This is a genomic window from Gillisia lutea, assembly GCF_021568705.1.
GTDB classification, from domain to species: Bacteria; Bacteroidota; Bacteroidia; order Flavobacteriales; family Flavobacteriaceae; genus Gillisia; species Gillisia lutea.
The window spans coordinates 391,118-408,783 of sequence record NZ_JAKGTH010000007.1; the positions used below are offsets into that span (position 1 = coordinate 391,118).

General features: G+C 36.2%; 16 protein-coding genes. 9 read left to right on the top strand and 7 right to left on the bottom strand.

What is annotated here, in order from left to right:
- Positions 1-145: 145 nt before the first annotated feature.
- Genes L1I30_RS06080 through L1I30_RS06090 form a run of 3 tightly spaced genes read left to right on the top strand, consistent with a single transcriptional unit; the run spans position 146 to position 4,092 of the window.
- Positions 146-2,266, top strand: coding sequence for a M1 family metallopeptidase (locus tag L1I30_RS06080; protein WP_236133375.1), 2,121 nt, complete (start codon positions 146-148; stop codon positions 2,264-2,266).
- A complete protein-coding gene (locus L1I30_RS06085) occupies positions 2,267-3,169 on the top strand; it encodes a patatin-like phospholipase family protein (protein ID WP_236133376.1) in 903 nt (300 codons plus the stop codon).
- A complete protein-coding gene (locus L1I30_RS06090; RefSeq protein ID WP_236133377.1) occupies positions 3,169-4,092 on the top strand; it encodes a patatin-like phospholipase family protein in 924 nt (307 codons plus the stop codon). Before L1I30_RS06085 ends, L1I30_RS06090 begins: the two co-directional genes overlap by 1 nt.
- Here L1I30_RS06090 and L1I30_RS06095 read toward each other — a convergent pair whose 3' ends face one another.
- The 4 genes from L1I30_RS06095 to L1I30_RS06110 are packed head-to-tail and all read right to left on the bottom strand — an operon-like array spanning position 4,093 to position 8,074.
- Positions 4,093-4,614 (bottom strand): DUF7935 family protein, encoded by a 522-nt coding sequence (locus L1I30_RS06095; protein WP_236133378.1) that lies wholly within the window; start codon positions 4,612-4,614, stop codon positions 4,093-4,095.
- Positions 4,615-4,620: 6 nt separating this feature from the next.
- The gene (locus tag L1I30_RS06100) at positions 4,621-6,240 is read right to left on the bottom strand and encodes an FMN-binding glutamate synthase family protein (protein ID WP_236133379.1); all 1,620 of its coding nucleotides are present in this window, start codon (positions 6,238-6,240) and stop codon (positions 4,621-4,623) included.
- Position 6,241: 1 nt separating this feature from the next.
- Positions 6,242-7,522, bottom strand: coding sequence for an amidohydrolase (locus L1I30_RS06105; RefSeq protein WP_236133380.1), 1,281 nt, complete (start codon positions 7,520-7,522; stop codon positions 6,242-6,244).
- 12 nt (positions 7,523-7,534) lie between these two features.
- Complete coding sequence (locus L1I30_RS06110; protein WP_236133381.1) at positions 7,535-8,074, bottom strand: DsrE family protein; 540 nt, start codon at positions 8,072-8,074, stop codon at positions 7,535-7,537.
- 167 nt (positions 8,075-8,241) lie between these two features.
- Here L1I30_RS06110 and L1I30_RS06115 point away from each other — a divergent pair, with 167 nt between their 5' ends.
- Together L1I30_RS06115 and L1I30_RS06120 are read left to right on the top strand one after the other, a co-directional pair.
- On the top strand, positions 8,242-10,566 hold the full coding sequence (locus tag L1I30_RS06115; RefSeq protein WP_236133382.1) for an ATP-dependent helicase: 2,325 nt from the start codon (positions 8,242-8,244) through the stop codon (positions 10,564-10,566).
- Positions 10,567-10,665: 99 nt separating this feature from the next.
- Entirely contained in the window at positions 10,666-11,286 is a 621-nt protein-coding gene (locus tag L1I30_RS06120; RefSeq protein ID WP_236133383.1) for an L-threonylcarbamoyladenylate synthase, read from the top strand.
- 97 nt (positions 11,287-11,383) lie between these two features.
- Here the strand turns inward: L1I30_RS06120 and L1I30_RS06125 are convergent, their stop codons facing one another.
- The 3 genes from L1I30_RS06125 to L1I30_RS06135 form a co-directional block, all read right to left on the bottom strand.
- Positions 11,384-12,217, bottom strand: coding sequence for an OmpA/MotB family protein (locus L1I30_RS06125; RefSeq protein WP_236133384.1), 834 nt, complete (start codon positions 12,215-12,217; stop codon positions 11,384-11,386).
- Positions 12,218-12,299: 82 nt separating this feature from the next.
- A complete protein-coding gene (locus L1I30_RS06130) occupies positions 12,300-13,292 on the bottom strand; it encodes a glycosyltransferase family 2 protein (RefSeq protein ID WP_236133385.1) in 993 nt (330 codons plus the stop codon).
- A 55-nt stretch (positions 13,293-13,347) separates the two neighbouring features.
- Complete coding sequence (locus L1I30_RS06135; RefSeq protein ID WP_236133386.1) at positions 13,348-13,794, bottom strand: type I restriction enzyme HsdR N-terminal domain-containing protein; 447 nt, start codon at positions 13,792-13,794, stop codon at positions 13,348-13,350.
- A 127-nt stretch (positions 13,795-13,921) separates the two neighbouring features.
- Between L1I30_RS06135 and holA the strand changes: the two genes are divergently transcribed.
- From holA to L1I30_RS06155, 4 genes are all read left to right on the top strand, one after another.
- Entirely contained in the window at positions 13,922-14,926 is a 1,005-nt protein-coding gene (holA, locus tag L1I30_RS06140; RefSeq protein WP_236133387.1) for a DNA polymerase III subunit delta, read from the top strand.
- Between the two features lie 5 nt (positions 14,927-14,931).
- The gene (gene menA / locus L1I30_RS06145) at positions 14,932-15,834 is read left to right on the top strand and encodes a 1,4-dihydroxy-2-naphthoate octaprenyltransferase (RefSeq protein WP_236133388.1); all 903 of its coding nucleotides are present in this window, start codon (positions 14,932-14,934) and stop codon (positions 15,832-15,834) included.
- 85 nt (positions 15,835-15,919) lie between these two features.
- Positions 15,920-16,600, top strand: a complete 681-nt coding sequence (locus L1I30_RS06150; RefSeq protein ID WP_236133389.1) for a metal-dependent hydrolase — start codon at positions 15,920-15,922, stop codon at positions 16,598-16,600.
- 21 nt (positions 16,601-16,621) lie between these two features.
- Positions 16,622-17,659: an o-succinylbenzoate synthase gene (locus L1I30_RS06155; protein ID WP_236133390.1), complete on the top strand. Its 1,038-nt coding sequence runs from the start codon at positions 16,622-16,624 to the stop codon at positions 17,657-17,659.
- The last annotated feature ends 7 nt before the right edge of the window (positions 17,660-17,666 follow it).

Here is a 17,666-nt window from a genome sequence, read left to right on the forward strand (position 1 = left end):
ATTTAAACTTTACTTTTAGGGATATTATTTCTTTTAAAGAATGAAAACAATTTCTGAAAAAGTGCGAGTAGTACCTTATAAGTCTAATATTTCTATGTAGTAAAGCGGGTATTTCGTAATTTGCTAGCATTAACAACTCATCTTTATGAAGTACCTTTTTCTGCTACTCTCTACACTGTTTTATTCTTTAAGCAGTTATAGTCAGATAGATCCAAAACTCGATCAGATCAATAAAGTCGATTTTGAAAAAGTGAAAACGGATATTTCAATACTTCCAAAAGATGAAAAAGTTACCGGAGTTGTTACTTATGAATTTAAGATTTTAAAGGATACCGATTCAATATTTTTAGACGCCAAGGATATGGAGTTTGAAAACGTGAGCATCAACGGGAAATCCATAAGATTTAGAAACGATAAGAAGCGACTTTGGCTGAAGAGTAATTTTAAAGCAGCGCAAAAATATAGTTTAGAACTAAAGTATTCGGCAGCTCCCAGGCAAGCCATGTATTTTATAAATTGGAACTTGGAGAAGGAAATAAATGCACCTTCTCAGGTTTTTACTCAGGGCCAAGGAAAATACACTTCTTATTGGTTACCGAGTTTTGATGATATGCGTGAAAAAGCCGTTTTTGAGATCGGACTTAAATTTAAATCGGGCTTTAATGTTATTGCCAATGGAGAATTGGAAGAGAAAATAGCGATTAACGATTCTATTACCAAGTGGGTTTATAAAATGGATAAACCCATGAGTAGTTATCTTGTAGCAGTTGCTGCAGGAATTTACGAGAAAAAAGAATTGGTAGCTACCTCAGGTATTCCCTTGGAATTATATTATCTGCCAAAAGATTCCCTGCTGGTAGAACCTACATATAGACACTCAAAAAGGATCTTCGATTTTCTGGAGCAAGAGATAGGGTATGCTTATCCTTGGCAGAATTACAAACAGATTCCTGTTCAGGATTTTTTATATAGTGGAATGGAGAATACGGGAATGACTATTTTCTCCAGCGCCTTGATGATAGATTCGATCTCTTTTAAAGATCAAAATTACGTGAATGTAAATGCTCATGAGCTGGCACATCAATGGTTTGGGGATCTTGTTACCGAGAAAACTGGCGAGCATCATTGGCTTCATGAAGGTTTTGCCACCTATTACGCATTACTGGCTGAGAGAGAGATTTTTGGAGATGATTATTACTACTGGAAACTTTATCAGTCGGCTGAGCAGTTAAAGGAAATGAGCGACAGTGGGCAAGGTGAAGCCTTACTACGTGCAAAATCAAGTTCTCTTACTTATTATCAAAAAGGGGCCTGGGCATTGCATATATTAAAAGAACGCGTAGGAGAGAAGGCTTTTAAAGAAGGGGTGAGAAATTACCTTAGAAAATATGCCTATTCCAATGTTTCTACCGCTAAATTTATTTCGGAAATTGAAAAGAGCTCTGGAATGGATCTTACTGATTTTGCAAATAACTGGTTGAAACAATCGGCATTCCAAGGAATTCAGGCTTTGAACTCCTTAAAGAAATCTCAGTTTATAAAAGATTATATGGAATTGGCAGCGCTGAGAGAAATTCCATTTACAAATAAAAAAGAAGCTTTATCGAAAGCTTTTAATTTTCCTGTTAACGATTATATAGGTCAGGAAGCGGTGTATCAGATTTCTGGAAACACAGGGCCAGAAACGATTTCTCTATATAAAAAAGTTTTTGAAAGTGGTAATGTGTATGTTAGACAGGCTATAGCTGTAAGTATGCAAATAATTCCCAAAGAATTAAAAGAAGATTTTAAAGGACTTCTTTTTGATGATTCATATATTACGCAAGAGGCGGCATTACAAAAGATTTGGACACAATTTCCCGAAGATACTCAAGAAGTGTTGAATGAAACTGAAAGTATACAAGGCTTTCCTGATAAGAGCTTTAGAATGCTTTGGCTATCCCTTGCGCTTGTTGACCCAAACTATAAACCCGATGAAAAACCAGTGTATTTCAAAGAACTTTCAGAATACACCCGACCTTATATGCCTTTTTATGTAAGGCAAAATGCCTTTGGATACCTCTACCAATTAGACGTCTTTACCGATGAAAATTTATTGGACCTAGCACAAAGCACCTCGCATCACACTTACAGGTATAGAGATTTTTGTAGAAAATTATTAGATAGATTGCTCGAAAACGAAGAATATCGTAGAAAATATGTAGCTTTAAAAGAAGAATTAAGCGGTTTGAACCGTGAGTATTTAAACAAAAAGCTCAACATATAAATGCGAGCATTGGTAATTTCAGGTGGGGGAAGTAAAGGCGCTTTTGCAGGTGGCGTAGCACAATACTTACAAGAGGCACAGGGAAATGAATATGATCTCTACCTTGGTACTTCCACCGGTAGTTTGTTGATCTCTCATCTAGCTCTTAATAAAACCCAAAAGATAAAGGAGGTTTATACTTCGGTTAACCAGCACAGTATTTTTAGCAATAGACCATTTGATATTAAGAGGAAACATGGTCACGATCAAATCACGATCAACCACTTAAAAGTGCTACGTAATTTTTTAAGAGGAAAAAAAACCTTTGGCGAAAGCCTACATCTTAAAAGGCTTATCAAAGAAACTATAACCAAAGAAGAATTTGAAGAATTAAAAGCCGGACCTAAAGATATTGTGGTAACCGTTTCTAATCTATCTTTGAATGAAGTGGAGTATAAATCTATCAAGGACTATAACTACGAAGATTTTTGTGAATGGATATGGATTTCTTGTAATTACACGCCTTTTATGAGTTTGGTGCTTAAAAATGGATGTGAATATGCTGATGGTGGCTTAGGCTCTATGGTACCCATAGAAGAAGCTATTAAAAGAGGGGCTACTGAAATTGATGCTATAATACTACAAACGGAAGTCACCTATTTTAACAGGATGCCTTCTAAAAATGTTTTTTCTTTAATCACTAATTTATTCAGTTTCATGCTAGATAGAATAGAAACTCAAAATATTAGAATTGGAAAATTTGCTGCGGCAAACAAGGATGTGATCATTAATTTCTATTACACCCCTACGGTATTAACCACCAATTCACTTATTTTTGATAAGGTGAAGATGGAAAAATGGTGGGAAAGCGGTTATAGCTTTGCAAAATATAAAAATGAAGAACTTAATCAAATAGAACCTTAATGCGAGCACTGGTAATATCAGGAGGAGGAAGTAAAGGCGCTTTTGCCGGAGGAGTGGCACAATATTTAATGGAAGAAGAAGGGAAAAAGTATGATCTTTTTTTGGGTACTTCTACCGGGAGCCTGCTAATTCCTCATTTGGCAGATGGTAATATCAAAAAGATCTATGATATTTATACCAATGTTAACCAGCGTAAAATATTCAGCCTGAATCCTTTTGTGGTAAAAAAGAAAGATGGCCGCGAATATGTTACCATTAACTATTTCAATATGTTCTGGCAGTTCGTGAAAAAGAAACGGACTTTTGGAGAAAGCAAGAATTTAAGGAAACATATTAAGCGTCATTTTACAGAAGAGAATTTCAATTCTGTAAAGCTTAATGCTAAGGATGTAGTGGTAACAGTTTCAAACCTTTCTAAAAACAGGGTAGAATATAAATCGATTAGAGATTTTTCATATGAAGATTTCTGCGATTGGATCTGGATAAGTTGTAATTATATCCCATTTATGAGTCTTGCTACCAAAAATGGCTACGAGTATGCCGATGGTGGATTAGGCTGCGTGGTGCCTATTAGGGAAGCCATCAAGCGGGGAGCTACCGAGGTGGATGCAATTATTCTGGAAGCTGAAAATATGGAATATAATAAGGTGCTGGGTAAGAATCCTTTTTCCTTGATGATTAACCTTTTTGGATTTTTATTAGATCAGGTAGAGTATCATGATGTGGTAGAAGGGAAACTTGCCGCCATGAATAAAGATGTTAAGCTCAATACCTATTATACTCCTGTACAACTCACAGAGAATTCACTCGTGTTCAACAAAAAAGCGATGACTGCCTGGTGGCAACAAGGTTTTGATTATGCTATGGATAGAGGACTTCAAAAAAAGGGAGAGCAAAACCTTTCATTTAAAACTCTTTTATAATTAAATAAAGCTTTTCACTTCTTTCTTAATATAATCTAAGGCGGCTTCGGTAGGCGCTGTTTGCTCCATTAAATTTGTTAGTATTACCTCACGTAGGTTAGAGGCGGTTTCAATTTCTTTTTTAGCCGCTGTCTTTCTAATTATTGCAATAGTTGCATTTTTGGAAGTTCTGATGAAATTCCAACATTCATTTGAAAAATAGATTTGCTGCGCCAAATTATGTTCAAATTCCTGTTCGATATTAAGTATTAAAAGTTGTTCGTATTCTTCTTTTGAAAAGTCTTCCGGCTTTATGCGAATCAATAACTTTCCCAAGGAGATTCTCTCCAAGAACAAGGTCATTCGCTCAAAAGCCTGTAAGCGAAGTGGGAGTGAAGTTTTCTGATTCTCTAATCTTAGCTGATGCAGGCGCTTCTTATTTTCATTATCGGTATAGGTCTTAAAGAAATAGAACGCTACTCCTCCGGTAATTACGGCCGGTAGAATAAAAAATAAAAGCTGCACTAAATTTAAGTCATTCATAATATATTATTGTTTTGAAACTGAAGTATCTTCGGTTTCTACTTCTTTGGTTTTAACTTTCTTTTCGGCACCATAGGTTCCTCCTAAATGCGGGCAATTTTTGATGTCTTCAACAGAGGTGAAAGGTACTTTGGTTTTTATATATCCAAAAGTGGAAGCTAAAGTTTTTGTGATATTTTTATCACTAAGGTTAATGTCAACATCATCCATTGCAAATTGAGCCGGGTGTTCATATCCGCATGCATGAGTGATCTCTAAGAATTCTTTCTTGAATTTTGTAAAATAATAGTTTACTCTTTCTGCTTTATCTTCAATGTTTATTCCGCTTTGCAGCCATTTATTTTGTGTTGCTATTCCAGTAGGACAGGTGTTATTATGGCAAGATTGTGCCTGAATACATCCTATGCTTATCATAGCTTCCCGGGCCACATTTATACAATCTGCTCCCATGGCAAATGCCATCGCGGCCTTTGCAGGAAAACCTAATTTTCCACTGGCAATAAAAACAATCCTGTTGGTTATTCCCTTATCTTCAAATACTCTATATACATCGGTAAAGGCATTAATGAAAGGTAGAGAAACATGATCTGCGAAACTTGGAGGTGCGGCACCTGTGCCACCTTCACCACCATCAACGGTAATAAAATCGGGCCCGCGGTTGGTATCTTTCATGATGGTTGCCAATTCTTCCCATTGCTTTATCTGGCCTACAGCCGATTTAATTCCAACAGGTAAGCCTGTGGCATTTGCAATTTCCTCCACAAAATCTACCAACTCCGGGATATCGCTGAAGGCCGAATGTGTTGGTGGGGATAGAATATCTTTTCCTAAAGGAACATGTCTAATTGCGGCGATCTCTTTAGTGATCTTTGACGCTGGAAGTACCCCGCCTTTCCCGGGCTTGGCACCTTGAGATAATTTTACTTCAATAGCTCTAATCTGCGGATTTTCTTTTACCAATTTTACCATTTTTTTCAGCGAGAAATTCCCATCGTCATCTCTCACTCCAAAATATCCTGTTCCAAAATGAAAGATCACATCTGCTCCCTTTTTATGATATTGTGATAATCCGCCTTCTCCGGTATTATGATAAGCATTTGCTTGTTTACAACCTACATTCAAAGATTCTATGGCCTTTGCAGATAACGATCCAAAACTCATAGCAGAGACATTGATAATAGATGCCGGACGGAATGGTCTTTTCCTATTGGTGAATTGCCCCATTACCTTTGCACATGCAATAAAATAAGGGTTTTCGTAATTGTAATGTGATTTATCTAATTTATAGGCAAGCATGGAGTTGTTAATGAAGATATAATTGGTTTTATAGATATCCTCATCGGTTCCAAAGCCCTCATAATTATTTTGATTTTTTGCTGAAGCATAGATCCAACCCCGTTCATTGCGGTTAAAAGGAAGTTCTTCTCTATCACTCGCAACTATATATTGTCTTAATTCGGGTCCTATACTTTCCAGGGCGTATCTTATATGTCCCACAATTGGAAAATTATGGGTTATAATATGCCTTTTATTGAAGAAAATATCTCGAATGGCTATTATAAGAAGAAGAATGAGGATCCATCCCCACCAAGGGATCATGCTTAATATATTCAACACTTGCTCCATTTTATTGGTTTAAATAATTTAGTGCTAATTGAGACATCACTTTTACTCCTAATACCAGTCCGCTTTCATCAATATAGAAATCGGGAGTATGATGAGGTGCAGCTTCTTTGCTATTTAATGCTTGTCCGCCTAAAAAGAAATAGAAACCAGGAATCTTTTCCTGAAAAAATGAGAAATCTTCTCCACCGGTAGTGGCTTTTACCAGTTCTACATGATCTTTCCCTGCTATAGCTTGTAAGGTTGGAAGCATTTGTTGGGTAAGTTCAGGATCATTGTAAGTGATAGCAGTGTTATTCTGAATTTCTACAGTGGCTTTCCCACCGTAAGCTGAAGCTATAGCAGGTACCATTTCGCGCATTCTTCGAAGTATCATTTCTTTCATCTCCGGATCTAGCGTGCGAATTGTACCAATCATTTCAGCTGTTTCAGGAATAATATTGAAGCGTACTCCACTGGTTATTTTACCTACTGTAATAACTGCAGCAGCATCTACTAATTTCGCCTCACGGCTAATAATGGTTTGGAGGCCATCAATAATTTTAGCCGAAATAAGGATTGGATCTACACCACTCCAAGGGGCAGAACCGTGAGTTTGTTTGCCTTCAACATTAATTACAAAACGCTCTACCGCTGCCATGGTACCTTCCGGTTTGTATCGAATTGTTCCTACAGGCGTTCCTGAGTTAATATGTAAGCCAAAGATGGCATCTACTTCAGGATTTGTAAGCACTCCTTCTTTAATCATTAGTGATGCCCCACCGTCTTCTCCCGGAGGCGGACCTTCCTCTGCAGGTTGAAAAATGAATTTTACCGTTCCTTTTATCTTATCCTTATGCTGAGATAGAATTTCAGCGACTCCCATTAAAATCGCAGTATGTGTATCATGCCCACAGGCATGCATTACGCCGGTTTTAGTTCCTAGGAATTCTGAAGTAACCATCGATTTAAAAGGCAGATCATTTCGCTCGGTAACGGGAAGAGCATCAATGTCTGCCCGAAGTGCCACTACTTTTCCCGCTTGGTTTCCTTTCAAAATTGCAACGACACCTGTTTTTGCAACTTCCGTTTGTACCTCTAAGCCTAAACTTTTTAAATGAGCCGCAATTTTTTCAGCGGTTTTAAACTCTCTGTTAGATAGTTCGGGGTGCTCATGGAAATCTCTTCTCCATTTTATCACCTGATCTTCAATTTTTTCAGCAGCAGAGTTGATATCGGTATCTATTTCCTGAGCACATAATGCTATAGAAAATAAGCTGAAAATAGCTAGAAATAGTTTTTTCATAATTAAGTTTAATTAGAAGCTAATTAGCCTGTATCCATCATTTTGTAACTGCACTAATGCTGTCATTGCTGAAAGTGCAAATTCAACTTCCGGTAAAGTCTCAGTTTTTGTAATGTTATGATAGGCTGCGGTTTGACCACAAAGAATAATTTTAACTCCTTTTTCAGCCAGAGCTGTTATTAAGGCTGTATTGGAATTTGTTTTTATACCATCATTTTTTTGAGCATATTTTTCATCTTTTAAAATATCCTTAGAAGCACTTCCATGAATAACTAAAGCTACCTCAAGGTTTTTTAAAGCTACACCGGCATTATAATGCATGTTGATATAACGGGCAGCGGTTTCTATAAGAGGATTGGGTTTTGAAGCGTCGTCAAAACTTCGACCAACCTCAAAAACCACTTTTAGTGGATGCGATGTATCTGTTTTAAAATCGGTTTGTTCAACTTCATAAAAAGAGCCATATGCCTGGATGGGGCTTTCCTGTGTAGTATTTTGAGAATAAAGTAATTGAGACAGTAATAAAGAAAGTAGAAAAAAGATGTTTTTCATGATAGTAACGTTCATTTACAGTATAACCTAGGCTGTTATTGAGCTAAAGATATTTAAAATATTAGGCATGACATAACCTGGAACCGATTTGTTTAAAAGTAAGACTGAATCGGGTTTTAGTTTACATGGTTTTTGGTTAAATTCACGCCTTAAAAGAAAGAGGGAAATTGGAATCATATTTAGCTGAATTAAACGATGCGCAAAGGGCGCCGGTACTCCAAAAAGACGGAGCAATGATTGTGATTGCGGGAGCTGGATCCGGTAAAACACGAGTACTTACCTATAGAATTGCATACCTGATGAGTTTGGGGGTAGATGCCTTCAATATCTTATCGCTCACATTTACCAATAAGGCAGCACGTGAAATGAAGAAACGTATTGCTCAAATTGTTGGAAACAGTGAAGCCAAGAATTTATGGATGGGAACTTTTCATTCCATCTTTGCAAAGATGTTGAGAATGGAAGCCGATAAATTAGGTTATCCGTCAAACTTTACCATTTACGACACTCAGGATTCGCAACGACTTATCTCTACCATTATTAAAGAAATGGGACTGGATAAAGATGTATACAAATACAAACAGGTATATTCCCGTATTTCATCTTATAAAAACAGCCTTATTACGGTAAAGGCATATTTCCAGAATGCCGAATTGATGGAGGCTGATGCCATGTCTAAGAAACCGCGTTTGGGAGAGATCTATAAAAATTATGTTGATAGATGCTTTAAAGCCGGAGCAATGGATTTTGATGATTTATTGCTGAAGACGAATGAATTGTTGAATCGTTTTCCGGAAGTACTTCAAAAATATCAGAATAGATTCCGATACATTCTGGTAGATGAGTATCAGGATACCAATCACTCTCAGTATTTAATTGTAAAAGCGCTTTCTGATAAATTTCAGAATATATGCGTGGTAGGGGACGATGCGCAGAGTATTTATGCATTTAGAGGAGCGAATATTAACAATATTCTGAACTTCCAGAAGGATTACGACAATGTGCAAATGTACCGTTTGGAGCAAAATTACCGATCTACCAAAAATATTGTAAATGCCGCCAACTCAATAATCGATAAAAACAAGACCAAACTAGAGAAAGTGGTTTGGACGGCAAATGATGATGGACCAAAGATTATTGTAAACAGGCTGCTTACTGATGGGGATGAAGGAAGATATGTAGCGAGTTCCATTTTTGAGAACAGAATGCAACAGCAGCTATCTAACGGAGATTTTGCTATTCTTTATAGAACCAATGCCCAAAGTAGGGCCATGGAAGATGCGTTAAGAAAAAGAGATATTCCTTACAGGATCTATGGAGGCTTATCGTTCTATCAGCGTAAAGAAATTAAAGATGTGCTTTATTATTTAAGATTGCTTATCAATCAAAATGATGAAGAAGCTTTAAAGCGAGTAATAAATTATCCGGCGAGGGGAATTGGGCAAACCACGATAGATAAGCTTACTATTACAGCAAATCAATATGGCAAGTCTATTTTTGAGGTGATTGAGCATTTAGATCATTTAGACCTTAAGATAAATAGCGGAACAAGGGCGAAGCTTACGAACTTCGTGAACATGATTAAAAGTTTTACCATTTTAAGTGAGAATGCTGATGCTTTTACCGTAGCCGATACCGTAGCAAAAAAAACAGGTTTAATCCAAGAGCTTAAAAAAGATTCAACTCCTGAAGGGGTGGCCAGAATAGAGAATATCGAAGAGCTAATGAACGGGATACGGGATTTTGTGGAAGGACAGAAAGAACTGGCCGATACTACCGGTTCTTTAGCTGAGTTCTTAGAAGATGTGGCCTTAGCGACCGATTCAGATAAAGATACAGGAGATGAGGATAGAGTGGCATTAATGACCATACATTTAGCGAAAGGGCTGGAATTTCCTTACGTATACATTGTTGGGATGGAAGAAGATCTATTTCCTTCGGGAATGAGTATGAATACCAGGTCTGAGCTTGAGGAAGAAAGAAGGTTATTTTATGTGGCATTAACCAGGGCCGAGAAACAAGCTTATTTAACGTATACTCAGTCTAGATATCGTTGGGGAAAACTGGTAGATGCAGAGCCGAGTAGATTTATTGAAGAGATAGATACTCAATATATGGACTATATGATCCCGCAGGACGATTATAAATATAAGCCCCTTATTGATGCAGATATTTTTGGAGAGGTAGATAAAAGTAAATACAGGCAAACAAAGCCTTCACGAGGAACACCACCACCGGCGCATAAGCCAAGTGAAGAGCAACTTCGGAAACTTAGGAAGTTGCGACCCGCTTCAGGCGCTTCAGAAACTGCTTCAATAAAAGACACCGTAGCTTTAATGGTAGGGAATAAAGTAGAGCATATTCGGTTTGGGAAAGGTGAAGTGATTCAAATAGAGGGTGTGGGACAGGATAAAAAAGCTGAAATAAATTTTGAGAATGGCGGATTAAAAAAACTCTTATTGAGATTCGCTAAGCTGAAGGTTCTCTCATAAAGAGTGAGTGGTAAACATAACAAACATTAATTTAATTATAAAAAGTAGATAGAACCTCTGAAATATTGTAAATTTTCAGAGGTTTTAAATTTTATAAATATGGCAGATTTAATTAGAATTTATGAAGAGAATCCTAATCCGAGAGATATAAAAAAAGTTGTTGATGTACTAAGACGGGGGGGCTTGGTAATTTATCCTACCGATACGGTTTATGGACTAGGCTGCGATATAACCAATACCTCTGCTTTGGAAAAAATTGCACAGATAAAAGGTGTGAAGTTGGAAAAAGCTAATTTCTCGTTTATTTGTGAAGATCTTAGCAATCTTTCCGATTATGTAAAGCAAATTGATAATCAAACTTTTAAAATATTAAAACGTTGTTTACCCGGACCCTATACTTTTATACTTCCCGGAAGTAACAATTTACCAAGTGTTTTTAAGAAAAAGAAAACAGTAGGAATCAGGGTGCCTGATAATAGTATTTGTCAGGCCATAGTAAGGGAGCTTGGAAACCCCGTGGTGTCTACATCTATTAGAGATGAGGATGAGGTGATCGAGTATACTACCGATCCGGAACTTATTCTCGAGAAGTGGGATAAATTAGTGGATATTGTAGTGGATGGCGGTTATGGCGATAATATTCCATCAACAGTAATAGATATGACTTCAGGTATACCCGAAGTTATTAGAGAAGGCAAAGGAACCATAGATATTATGTAATTCCTATAGTTAAAGCTTTTGAGCAATTTTTAAATGCGTTCAGAAATAAAAAAAGCCTCGCTATTGCGAGGCTTTCCTATTATGTATAAGCTTAAAATTATTTAGCTTCTTTCATACCGCTTTCAATCAGGTTGTAGAACTGATCTAATTTAGGTAAGATAACGATACGCGTTCTTCTGTTTTGAGCACGTCCTTCAGCAGTCGCATTGGTTGCAAGCGGAATGTAGTAACTTCTACCAGCGGCAGTCATTCTTTCTGGTGGCACACCAAATTCATTTTGAAGAACTCTTACAACTGAAGTAGCACGTTTCACGCTAAGATCCCAGTTGTCTTCAAGAACCGCAGTTTTAATAGCCTGATCATCAGTATGACCTTCTACCATAAATTCGATCTCTGGTTTGTTCTTTACAACAGTAGCAACTTTACCAAGTACTTGTTTAGCACGAGCACTTACGTTATAACGTCCGCTGTCAAATAATAATTTGTCTGAGATAGAAACATAAACAACACCTTTCTCAACGTTGATTTGGATATCCTCATCATTAAGATTTCCTAATGCACCTTTTAAACTTGTAACTAAAGCAAGCGTTACAGAATCTTTTTTGGTGATGGCATCTTGCATGCGTTGGATCTTCATGTCTTTCTCTTTAATGCTCTCTAAAGATTTCTCTAAGTTAGCAGCTTCTTTTGTAGAAAGAGTAGCTAAGTTTCCAACGTTGTTAAGCAATGCTGCATTCTGGTTGTTTAAAACCTTAATTTGTTCGTTAAATCTTTCTTTCTCGTCTAAACAAGAGTTCAATTTAACGGTTGCAGTATTTAATTGATCTTTAGTCTCTTTTTGTAAAGTTTCTAATTCAGAGTATTTCTTCTGTGAAACACAAGAAGAAAGCAAAAGTGCCGCTGTGGCCGATAAAAGCATGATTTTCTTCATAATTTGTTTTAATTGTTAATTGTTAGAATTTTCCAAAGCTACCAAAATTAATGCCAAATGAATGGTTAGTACCTTCAAAAAATTATAATTCGGAATATTTTTTTACTCCTGTTAAATAGTGAGTACAAACAACGGAAAATTTTGAAAAATAATCCACCTTATTCGCTATTTTTTTTCGCTTTTTAAGAAGTTTTGGGAGTTCTTTATAAAAATCTATGTGCGCTTTAAATACAGATTTAAAATGTTCATAATCAATATTTAACAAAAATTTAAGAGAGGCAATTCCATCCAAGATCATACGGCAAATCACCACAAAGAGCACTTGGTTTGAGGGAACATTTTTTACGAGATTATAAAGACTGTTTCTAAAATTATAATAGGTCTTTTTTGGGTTATAAGTACTTAACGTTGCTCCTCCAACATGATAAATTACCGATTTATAGGTGTATTTTATTCGGTATCCCAAATTATGTATGCGCCAGCAAAGATCGATTTCTTCCTGATGTGCAAAATAATCTTCATCTAATCCTCCTGCTTCTCTGTATACTGTATTTCTTATAGCTAAACACGCTCCACTAGCCCAAAAAATATCAACTTCATCATCATATTGGCCCTCATCTTTTTCAATACTATCAAAAATTCTCCCTCTACAATATGGATACCCAAATTTGTCTATAAATCCACCAGCTGCCCCGGCATATTCAAAACATTCAGGGTTTTTAAAATCCAGGATCTTAGGTTGTACTGCTGCTACATCTGTTTCATTCTCAAAGATTTCCTTAATAGGTTCCAGCCAATAAGGAGTTACCTGTACATCACTATTCAATAATATTAGGATATCTTCGGTTAAATGGGAAAGTGCATCGTTATAACCTTTGGCGAAGCCTCCGTTTACTTTGTTTTGAATTATGGCAACTTCTGGATGATTGTGTGTAACATATTCTACAGATGTATCTGTGGAAGCATTATCTGCTACGTACACCTTAGCATGTGCCGAATAATCTAAAACTGTTGGTAAGAACTGTTTAAGAAGTTCCACTCCATTCCAGTTTAATATAACTACTGCTATTTTCATTTAAATTTCAATAATTCTGTAAGGCTATTACTGCCGTTTTACTTTTCTGTGCTCCTTAATTAGTGTAGGAAGGGAGATCTGGTAGGAAACTATATTTTTCCTCTTCATAATCCATTTTGCAAAAATAATGATCGATGCCATTTGTTACCATAAGGTATTTTGCATTTAGACTTTTGTTATAACGAGCTATCTGATCAAAAGTTGTTTGAGTTATTTTTATGTTGGGCGCTTTGCATTCAACTATTACGTGAATATTACCTGTAGAAGTATATACTACAATATCATAACGTTTCAGCATTTTGCCTACCATAAGCTGTTTTTCAACATTAATAAGACTTTTAGGAAACTGCTTTATGTCCATTAAAAATTGGACGGTATGTATACGCACCCATTCTTCTGGCGTAAGAATGACAAACTTTTTCCTGATTTCATCAAAAACAGCTATTTTATTTTCGCTATTTTTGAACCGAAATGAGTAATTGGGGAAATTCAGTTTCTGCATAGGTTCAAATTAACGAATAACCCGGGGATATTTCAAGTTTAGATCACTTATTGGCTGCTATTGGTAAGCTTTTAATTCAAAACCAGCCCTAACTTATTAAGAATATCAAACAACTGCCGTTACATATATGGATGAAGCAATTAAAATAGTTACCGATATAAAAAATGGACAGATTAAACCCATTTATTTTTTAATGGGAGATGAACCATATTATATCGACAAGATTGCCGACTATATTGAGGATAACTTAATGCCAGAGGAGGAAAGAGGATTCAATCAAATGGTATTATATGGGCGAGATACCAGTGTTGATGATATTGTAAGCAATGCTAAGCGGTATCCAATGATGGCTGAACGACAGCTGATAATAGTTAAAGAAGCTCAGGACCTTGTAAGAAGTATTGATAAGTTTGAACAATATGCTGAAAATCCTCAGCCTACTACAGTGGTGGTTTTTTGTTATAAATACAAGAAAATAGATAAACGTAAAAAACTTTACAAGGCAGTTGCTAAAACCGGGTTGATGTTTGAAAGCAAACGCTTGTACGATAATCAGGTAGCAGATTGGATTCAGAAATCCATGAAATCACGAGGCTACACTATTTCACCAAAAGCATCCCAAATGTTGGTTGAATTTTTAGGAATAGATTTGAGTAAGATAGATAATGAATTGAAAAAATTACAATTGATCTCTCCTAAAGGAACCGATATTACACCCGAACTAATAGAAGAGAACATAGGGATAAGTAAAGATTTCAATAACTTTGAACTTAGAAAAGCTATTGGGGTGAGGGACGAATTAAAGGTGCATCACATCATTAATTACTTTTCCCAAAATCCTAAGGATAATCCTATGGTAGTAACGGTTTCGTTGCTTTTTGCCTATTTTTCTCAAATAATGCAATATCATGGTCTCGCTGATAAATCTAAGCCTAATGTTGCTAAGTACTTGAAGATAAACCCATATTTTGTTAATGATTATGTAGTGGCTGCCAGAAATTATCCCATGAAAAAAGTTAGTCAGATAATAGGGCTTTTAAGAGAGGCTGATGTTAAAGGTAAAGGAGTAGGGGCTGCTAACGTGTCTCAGGGAGACCTGCTGAAGGAACTTGTAGTAAAAATAATGCATTAATAAAGATGGGGAATTTTAGAACCTGGGTAAGTGCAGCCCGATTAAGAACCTTACCATTATCAATTTCCGGCATTGTGGTTGGCACTACCATAGCGGTGAGAGATGGGTATTTCAGTATTGTTATATTCAGTTTAGCTATGGCCACAACTTTAGGTTTACAAATCCTTTCCAACTTTGCAAACGATTATGGAGATGGTGTTAAAGGCACAGATAATGAGGATAGAATTGGCCCTATGCGAGCTATTCAAAGTGGGTTGATTTCCCATAAGGAAATGAAGCAAGGTATTGTAATAACAGCAGTTGCAACTTTAATATTAGCACTGTTACTTATCTATGCTTCCTTCGGAAAGAATAATTTTGGTTATGCAATTCTCTATGTTTTGCTGGGAATTGCAGCAATAACAGCTGCAATTAAATATACGGTCGGTAATAATGCCTATGGTTATAGGGGGTTGGGGGATCTCTTTGTTTTCCTGTTCTTTGGTTTAGTAGGAGTGTACGGGTCTTATTTCCTATATTCCCTTGACTGGAATTGGGTAGTTATCCTTCCGGCATGTGCTATAGGATTTCTAAGCGCAGGTGTTCTAAACCTGAATAATATGAGGGATCGCATACCTGATGAAAAGGCAGGGAAAATAACATTCGTTGTAAAATTAGGCCCGGTTCGAGCAAAGAATTACCACTATACTCTTATAATTGGAGCCATTTTATTTTTACTTATATATACGGTACTCACCTTAGAAAGTTTTAATGATTTTATATATGTTTTAGCATTTATTCCCTTGCTCCTTCATCTAAAAAGGGTGGACCAAAATAAGGAACCTATATTACTCGATCCTGAATTAAAAGTCTTAGCACTTACAACCTTTTTTATTTCTATTCTGTTCGGATTAGGCTTGCTTATATAAGCTAGTTTTAACAAAACTATATACTCCCCTGAACTTATAATATTTTCACAATGTTTAATTTTATACTCCATTAAAATATCAGATTATGAAAATCACTTTTTACGGACAAAATTCACTAGGAATTAAAATTGGAGATATCAATATTATAGTAGATCCTTTTATAAGCGGAAACGATCTTTCTAAGGATAAAATAGATATTTATGATCTTAAAGCCGATTATATCTTGCTTACACATGCACACCAGGATCATATTTTAGATGCGGAAGCCATAGCGAAAAATACCGGCGCGGTAATAGTAAGTAATTTTGAGATTGCTAACTATTATGAAGCTAAAGGTTTAGAAGTACATCCTATGAATCATGGAGGAAGCTGGGATTTTGAATTTGGAAGTTTAAAATATGTGAATGCCATTCATACTTCATCTTTTCCTGACGGAAGTTATGGTGGTCAGCCTGGAGGTTTTGTAATTGAAAGTGAGCACAAGAATATCTATATTGCCGGGGATACTGCCCTTACAATGGATATGAAACTTATTCCTTTACAAACCAAGCTGGATCTGGCAGTTTTGCCAATTGGCGATAATTTTACAATGGGAGTAGGTGATGCTATTATAGCCAGCGACTTTATAGAATGTGATAAGATTTTGGGTTGCCATTACGATACCTTTGGTTATATAGAAATAGATCATGAAGAAGCAAAACGCAAATTCTATGAAAAAGGAAAAGATCTCATGTTATTAGAAATTGGAGAAAGCATAGAACTTTAATAGATTTCCTGAAATATAAAGATGCTTCAAGCTACCTATAAAAAATATATTCTACAGTTTAAGCGCCCCAGTGGAACTTCACGGGGCGTTCTTAATACTAAAGAAACCTGGTTCCTGATACTTAAAGAGCATGGAAATATTGGAATTGGAGAATGCGGTATTTTGCGAAGTCTTAGTATAGATGACCGACCGAATTATGAGGAGAAATTAAAGTGGGTTTGTGAAAATATCCATCTTGGTAGTGATTTTCTTTGGGAAGAGTTGAGTGAATTTCCCTCCATTCAGTTTGGAGTAGAAATGGCTTTTAGATCCTTACAAGCACAAGATCCGTTTATATTACACCCTTCTAATTTTACCTCTGGTAAGGCTGAAATTTCTATAAACGGATTGGTATGGATGGGAGAGAAAGAATTCATGCGCTCTCAAATAGTAGAAAAAATTGAAAGTGGTTTTAAGTGTATAAAGATGAAAATTGGTGCTATCGATTTTCAAACTGAATTAGATCTTCTTAAATACATTCGATCTGAGTTCTCATCGGATGAAATAGAACTTCGGGTAGATGCCAATGGTGCATTTTCACCTTCCGAAGCATTAGAAAAATTGAAACGTTTAAGTGAATATCAATTACATAGCATTGAACAACCAATTAAACCAGGACAGACAGAATTAATGGCTGAATTATGCATTAAAACTCCAGTGCCTGTAGCTCTGGATGAAGAGTTGATTGGTATTGCTGATGTGAAAAAGAAAAAAGAGTTATTACAAAATATAAATCCGCAATATGTGATCTTTAAACCAAGTTTAATAGGTGGTTATAAAGGCACTCAGCAATGGTTAGACATTGCTGAAGACAATAATATTGGATGGTGGGTGACCAGTGCGTTAGAGAGCAATGTGGGCCTTAATGCTATTAGCCAGTGGGCGTACACTAAAAATTCGCCTATGCCACAAGGTTTAGGAACAGGTTCACTTTATACGAATAACTTTGAAAGTCCATTAGAAGTAAAAAATGGCACTATTAGATACAACCCTGAAATTTCCTGGAATTTCAATTTATAACAGTTTT

Excerpts from the sequence above, each read along its gene's own strand:
- L1I30_RS06085 (WP_236133376.1), top strand. The coding sequence starts at position 2,267 with ATGCGAGCATTGGTAATTTCAGGTGGGGGAAGTAAAGGCGCTTTTGCA.
- L1I30_RS06155 (WP_236133390.1), top strand. The coding sequence starts at position 16,622 with ATGCTTCAAGCTACCTATAAAAAATATATTCTACAGTTTAAGCGCCCC.
- L1I30_RS06080 (WP_236133375.1), top strand. The coding sequence starts at position 146 with ATGAAGTACCTTTTTCTGCTACTCTCTACACTGTTTTATTCTTTAAGC.
- holA (WP_236133387.1), top strand. The coding sequence starts at position 13,922 with ATGGATGAAGCAATTAAAATAGTTACCGATATAAAAAATGGACAGATT.
- L1I30_RS06110 (WP_236133381.1), bottom strand. The coding sequence starts at position 8,074 with ATGAAAAACATCTTTTTTCTACTTTCTTTATTACTGTCTCAATTACTT.
- L1I30_RS06095 (WP_236133378.1), bottom strand. The coding sequence starts at position 4,614 with ATGAATGACTTAAATTTAGTGCAGCTTTTATTTTTTATTCTACCGGCC.
- menA (WP_236133388.1), top strand. The coding sequence starts at position 14,932 with ATGGGGAATTTTAGAACCTGGGTAAGTGCAGCCCGATTAAGAACCTTA.
- L1I30_RS06125 (WP_236133384.1), bottom strand. The coding sequence starts at position 12,217 with ATGAAGAAAATCATGCTTTTATCGGCCACAGCGGCACTTTTGCTTTCT.
- L1I30_RS06130 (WP_236133385.1), bottom strand. The coding sequence starts at position 13,292 with ATGAAAATAGCAGTAGTTATATTAAACTGGAATGGAGTGGAACTTCTT.
- L1I30_RS06105 (WP_236133380.1), bottom strand. The coding sequence starts at position 7,522 with ATGAAAAAACTATTTCTAGCTATTTTCAGCTTATTTTCTATAGCATTA.
- L1I30_RS06135 (WP_236133386.1), bottom strand. The coding sequence starts at position 13,794 with ATGCAGAAACTGAATTTCCCCAATTACTCATTTCGGTTCAAAAATAGC.
- L1I30_RS06120 (WP_236133383.1), top strand. The coding sequence starts at position 10,666 with ATGGCAGATTTAATTAGAATTTATGAAGAGAATCCTAATCCGAGAGAT.
- L1I30_RS06150 (WP_236133389.1), top strand. The coding sequence starts at position 15,920 with ATGAAAATCACTTTTTACGGACAAAATTCACTAGGAATTAAAATTGGA.
- L1I30_RS06100 (WP_236133379.1), bottom strand. The coding sequence starts at position 6,240 with ATGGAGCAAGTGTTGAATATATTAAGCATGATCCCTTGGTGGGGATGG.
- L1I30_RS06090 (WP_236133377.1), top strand. The coding sequence starts at position 3,169 with ATGCGAGCACTGGTAATATCAGGAGGAGGAAGTAAAGGCGCTTTTGCC.